Raw genomic sequence first — 5,555 nt, 5'->3', positions numbered from 1 at the left:
CGGAGTTCCCGGCCAGCGGCGGCTTCAAGGATCTGCAGGCCGCGCGGCAGTGGGCCAGCGCGTTCGTGCATTGGTACAACCACGACCACCGTCACAGCGGCATCCGGTTTGTGAGTCCGGCACAGCGCCATGCAGGGCAGGACCGGGAGATCCTGGCGGCGCGCGATGCGCTGTACGGCCAAGCCCGTCAGGCGAACCCGAAACGCTGGTCGGGCAAGACCCGCGACTGGTCGCCCATCGGTGCGGTCACGCTCAATCCCGAGCGGGAATGTGTGGCCGCGGCCGCCGAAATAAGCGCAGTCGCGGCATGACTTACGCGGCAACTACCTTGACATGCTCCGAGTTCCACGAATCACAACCAAATACATCGACTTTTCAGGAACATTTCGGGACCAGGCTGGAGCAACCCCACAATGGAATCGTTCAAAAAAGCAGCACCCTGATGCTGCTCGTGCCAGGGGACAGATTCATGTGGAGCGTCTTGCGACGATCAATCAGCCTGCGCGTGCGCATCACGCTGGGCATGGCGGGTTTCGGCATCGCCACCGGTGCGTTCATGAGCGCCGTCATCGACCGACAGCTCGAGAAGGAACTCGAGCCCGCAGCCCGCGGGCGGCTGCAGGCCATCGCGGGTGAAGTCGCCGCCGTTCTGGATCAGAACCTGCATCGGCATGCGCAGGAACTGGCGCTGTTGTCGACCATGATGGTGAGCGATTCGCCTTCGGACCTGCCGTCCCGCGCTCAGCTCCGCAAGCTCGTCGACCTGTTCCGGTCGCATCAGCCAGCCTGCGCGTGGATCGGTGTGGCAGATCCGGCAGGCCGGGTCGTGGCAGCCAGCAGTGGCATGCTCGAGGGCGTCGATGTCTCGAAGCGCCCATGGCACGCCGCCGGTCTGCGCAGCACCCATGTCAGCGATCCTCATGCGGCGCTGCTTCTGGCAAGACTGCTTCCTGCCGCCCCTGACGGGGATGCACCACGCTTCGTGGACATTGCCATGCCACTGCGTGATTCTCAAGGGACCACGACAGGTGTGCTTGCCATGCATCTGTACTGGCACTGGCTGGATTCGCTGGTGACCGAAGCGGCTGATCGCCACAAATCGACCCCAGTCGAGATCAGGATCCTTGATCGCAGTGGCAAAGACCTGGCAGCCGGGAATGGCGCCCCCTCCCCACAGCGCCTCGCTGTGGACACCGAAGAGCCCGGCTGGCTGAGCGATCGCGTCGTCCTGGGCGTGAGCGAGGAGACCACTGCGCTGGGCTGGTCGGTGCTGGTGCGCCAGCGCAGGAGTGACGTGCTCGCGCCCCTGGACCGACAACGGCATTCCATGATGCTGCTGGCACCGGTCCTTTCCCTGCTGTTCGCTGCAGGGACCTGGATCATCGCCGGACGCCTGGTGCGCCCCGTTCTTCGCCTGGCGGAGAGAGCACGTCAACACGCTGGAGCCCCTGTCGCTGAGGGAGAGAGCGAAACCCAGCTGATGGACCGGGCTCTGCTGAGGCTGGCCCAGACGGATCGCCTGACGGGAGTCGCCAACAACACGCACCTGAGCGAGCAACTGGCAGCGCTGACGCCTCAGCCTGAGGGCTGGGCGGCTCTGGTGCTTATCAACATCGACGACTTCAGCATCTTCAACAGCAGCCAAGGCCGTGCGAACGGAGACAGGCTGCTGTGTGCGTTGGCGCAGCAGATCTCCAGCCTGGCACGACCCGGAGATCTGGTGGCACGCACGGGCGGCGGTGAGTTCACGGTACTGCTCCGCGGCCTGGGCCACGACGCACCTGCCGCCATCGACGTCGCCCTTGATCTGGCACTGCGCATCGACAGCGCATCGCGCACCTCACTGGCGCCCGAAGCGGGCAGCGAACCGATCGGACTGTCCCGTGGCGTGCTTGTCTTCCAGCCCGGCTCGGCCACGGCCGACGAGATGCTCAAGAACGTCGAGATCGCTGCCCGCGAAGCCAAACGCCAGGGAGGAGCGCGGGCGGTGGTCTTCAGTGCAGACCTCAAGGCGCGCTTCGACAGCGCCATTCAGCTCGAACGCGAACTTCGTCTGGCGATCGAGCACGGCGGCTTGTCGCTGGTGCTGCATTACCAGCCCCAGATCGACCGGGATGGGCACTGCCTGGGCGCCGAGACGCTGGTGCGCTGGAACCATCCGGAGCACGGGATGATTGCCCCAGCCCGATTCATTCCTCTGGCGGAGGAGACCGGACTGATCGTGCCCCTGGGCAGCTGGGTGCTGGAGTCTGCCTGCCGGCAGCTGGCGTCCTGGGCCGCACAGCCCGAGATGCGCCATCTGGTGCTCGCCGTCAACGTGAGTGCGCACGAGCTGGCTCTTCCAGACTATCCGGACCGTGTCGCGAACCTGATCAGCCGCACGGGCGCCGATCCTCGCCGCCTCAAGCTCGAGCTGACCGAAACGGTTCTGGCCAGTGATCTGGACGGGCTGGTGCAGCGCATGATCCGTCTGCGCTCGCTCGGTGTCGGTCTGTCCATGGACGACTTCGGGACCGGATTCTCGTCGCTGAACTACCTGAGCCGCCTGCCCATCGATCAGCTCAAGATCGATCAGTCCTTCACCCGTGAGCTCGTCCGAGCCGGCCATGCCGCCTCGATCGTGCGCACCATCGTTGCTCTGGGACAAGGTCTGGGGCTGTCGGTGATCGCCGAAGGCGTCGAAACCGAATCACAGCGCAGCGCCCTGATCGAGCTGGGCTGCAGCCTGTTCCAGGGCTATCTGTTGGGTCGACCCATGCCGCTGGACGCCTTCGAGCGACAGGTTCGCGCTCACCAGGCGCTCACACCGCCGTGATCGTCTCCACCTCGAAGCCGACGACATTGCGCTCGGCCCGCCCGAACTCGATGCCGACGAGGTGGATCGGCTCGCCGCGGGCGCGGTACTTGTCCGCGTAGCCGCGGTCCTTGATCTGCCGCAGCGCCTCGCCCGTCGCCTGGCGGTCGACGACCTTGAACTCGAACAGGAACACCCGCCCGGCGTGCAGCACCGCCATGTCGATGCGCCCGTGGCTGGTGGCGTCCTCCACCCGCACGTCCAGCCCCAGCGCCGCGAAGTGGCTGTAGAAGACGCTGGCGTAGTGGCCCTCGAAGCCGGCGAGCGGGTTGCTGCGATACCAGTCGCTCGGGATGCTGGCGAACAGTGCGCGGATCAAGCCCTCCAGCTCGTCGAGCGCACCGCGCTGCAGGATCACCGTCAGCCGCTCCTGCGCCTCGGCGTCACCCTGCACGCCGTATTCGGGCAGCAGCACCTCGTTCAGACTCGCCTCGACCTCGCGGTTCGGATAGCCCAGCGTGTACATCCACTTGCCCAGCACCGGTTGGCGCACGTCGTGGATGGTGAGGTAGCCGGCCTGGAACAGCAGCGCCTCCGGGGTGATGCGGTCGACGTCGAAGCTGGAGAGCAGCGCCGCCGTGGTGTGCAGCACCTGAAGCCGAGGCAGGAAGACCTTGCGCTCGGCGAGCAGCTTGACCAGGAAGGACGGCGTTCCCGTCTCGAACCAGTACGCGCCGAACACCCGCTTCTGGAACAGGTTGAGCACGTCGTAGGGGTTGTAGACCCCGGTGCCGAGCCAGTTGTAGCCGTTGTACCAGCGGCGGATCTCGTCGCGGTCCAGCCCGGGCAGCTCAGGCGCAAAGACGCGGTCGATGTCCTCGTCGGTGTAGCCGCACAGCGCGCTCCACCGTGCGTCGAGCGTGATGTCCTGGAGCTGGTTCAGCCCGGAAAACAGGCTGACCTTGCTGAACTTCGACACTCCAGTCAGCAGCACGAAGCACAGATCGGCATCGGCCGACTTCAGCACCGAGTAGAAGCTGCGCAAGGTGTCGCGCATCACTGCAGCAGTCTCGCGGTCGGCGAGGTTGTCGAGGATGGGCTTGTCATATTCGTCGACCAGCACTACCGCACGCTGACCCGCCTGGAGTGCAGCGGCGTGGATCAGCTCGCCGAATCGGCCGCTGAGCGACTGGTTGTGCAGCGTCAGCCCTAGACGACGCACATGGTCGTCGACGATCTCGTGCAGGCGCAGCTCGAGCTCGGCCCGGCTGTGCACTTCACCTGCGCCCAAGTCGATGCGGATCACCGGATGCTGCTTGGACCAGTCCCATCGGGATTCGGCCGCCAGACCGATGAACAGCGCCCGGTTGCCCTCGAAAAGCTCCTTGAGCGTGTCGACCAGCAGGCTCTTGCCGAAGCGGCGCGGACGGCTCAGGAAGTAGTACTTGCCCGCGTCGATGAGGTCAACGGCCATGCCGCTCTTGTCGACGTAGTAGTAGCCGTCCTCGCGGATCTGGCGCAGGTTCTGGATGCCCAGCGGCAGCTTGAGGCGGGAGAGCGCGGGCGTGGTCATGGCCCGAGTGTACGGAGTACGCCCCTCGGACAGGGGCTGCGGGCTGGAGCGCAGACGCCTTGGCATCGACCCGAGGCGCGCAGGGCTATCGCTGCCCAAGGTTCTGCACGCCATCGTGAAAAGGGGCACCCGAGCAGATGCGGCGCACCGGCCCCCGATCACCATCCGGGGGTGACGGCATGCAGATTCTTGATCACGCGCGGCACGGCATCAAGTCGGATGGGGGTAATCAATCCGCCTCGGCCGCAGTGAAGATCGCTGCCAAAAACCTTAGTGCCACCTTAGCAGTTGATGCAGCGCCAGTGCGAGCACGGCGGCTTGAGCGCTCGCGCTCTGACCACATCAGCCGTCGAGGTGGATCGGTTCGCCGAAGCGGCCACTGGGCGACGGGGGATGCCACGTCAGCCCGAGGTGGTGCACATGGTCGTCGATGATCTCGTTCAGAGGCCGCTCGAGTTCGGCCCGGCTGTGTACCTCGCCTTCGCCCAGGTCGATTCGGGTCACCGAATGGCGCTGAGCGGCCAGACCGGTGAACAGAGCCCGGTTGCCCTCGAAAAGCTCCTTGAGCGTGTCGACCAGCGGACGCTTGCCAAAGCGGCGGGGTCGGCTCAGGAAGTAGCACTGGCCCGCGTCGATAAGGTCGACGACCATGCCGCTCTTGGCGACGTCGTCGTGCCCGACCTCGCGAATCTGGCGCAGGTTCTGGATGCCCAGCGGCAGCTTGAGACGCGGCAGCGGGGCCTGGGCAAACCGACTCGACCGAGAGGCTGTACAGCAGCTTGAACTCGAAGCGCAGGATCGTGCCCTGAGACCGCCGACTGCAGGACTGTTCGGGCATCCACTCACATCGCCACGCGGCATGCGTCCACCTGAGACGCAGCGGCGTCTGGACGGGGCCCGATAGGCTCGGCATGGGGTGAGCGAAACTTGGCCGTCATGCTTGGCGTTGTTTGTGCACCCGGACTGGCAGCGGCCGGCGATGGCAGCCCGTCCAGCGGTGATGACGGTGGCCTGGGCATCGCTCTGCTTTTCGTCGCGGATGTTCGGTCAAACTGTCTTGGGCCAACAGACCCAGCGCCTCGTCCGAGTCGTCGGCGGAGTCAAGTCTGAAGTGCAACGGTTTTGGCAGCAAGCGCGTGCCGCTCGGCGAGTTTGGCCTGCACGATTTCGGTATAGACCTCGCGAGGA

Annotated in this window: 3 protein-coding genes and 1 pseudogene; 2 read left to right on the top strand and 2 right to left on the bottom strand. The window is 65.6% G+C overall.

The window, feature by feature from the left end:
* Together BW996_RS21855 and BW996_RS21130 are read left to right on the top strand one after the other, a co-directional pair.
* Positions 1 to 311, top strand: a pseudogene (locus BW996_RS21855) (IS3 family transposase); the annotation flags it as partial.
* Positions 312 to 442: 131 nt separating this feature from the next.
* Positions 443 to 2,815, top strand: a complete 2,373-nt coding sequence (locus BW996_RS21130; RefSeq protein WP_081838273.1) for a putative bifunctional diguanylate cyclase/phosphodiesterase — start codon at positions 443 to 445, stop codon at positions 2,813 to 2,815.
* On the opposite strand, the gene BW996_RS20730 is transcribed toward BW996_RS21130, so the two are convergent.
* On the bottom strand, positions 2,802 to 4,367 hold the full coding sequence (locus tag BW996_RS20730; RefSeq protein WP_076459090.1) for a PD-(D/E)XK nuclease domain-containing ATP-binding protein: 1,566 nt from the start codon (positions 4,365 to 4,367) through the stop codon (positions 2,802 to 2,804). The genes BW996_RS21130 and BW996_RS20730 overlap by 14 nt on opposite strands.
* 342 nt (positions 4,368 to 4,709) lie before the next feature.
* A complete protein-coding gene (locus BW996_RS20725) occupies positions 4,710 to 5,228 on the bottom strand; it encodes an AAA family ATPase (protein WP_076459089.1) in 519 nt (172 codons plus the stop codon).
* Positions 5,229 to 5,555 lie beyond the last annotated feature (327 nt).

Source organism: Sphaerotilus natans (assembly GCF_900156335.1).
Classification (GTDB): domain Bacteria; phylum Pseudomonadota; class Gammaproteobacteria; order Burkholderiales; family Burkholderiaceae_C; genus Sphaerotilus; species Sphaerotilus natans.
The sequence above is the reverse complement of the archived record's forward strand: the minus strand, read 5'-3'. Positions and strand labels throughout refer to the sequence as shown.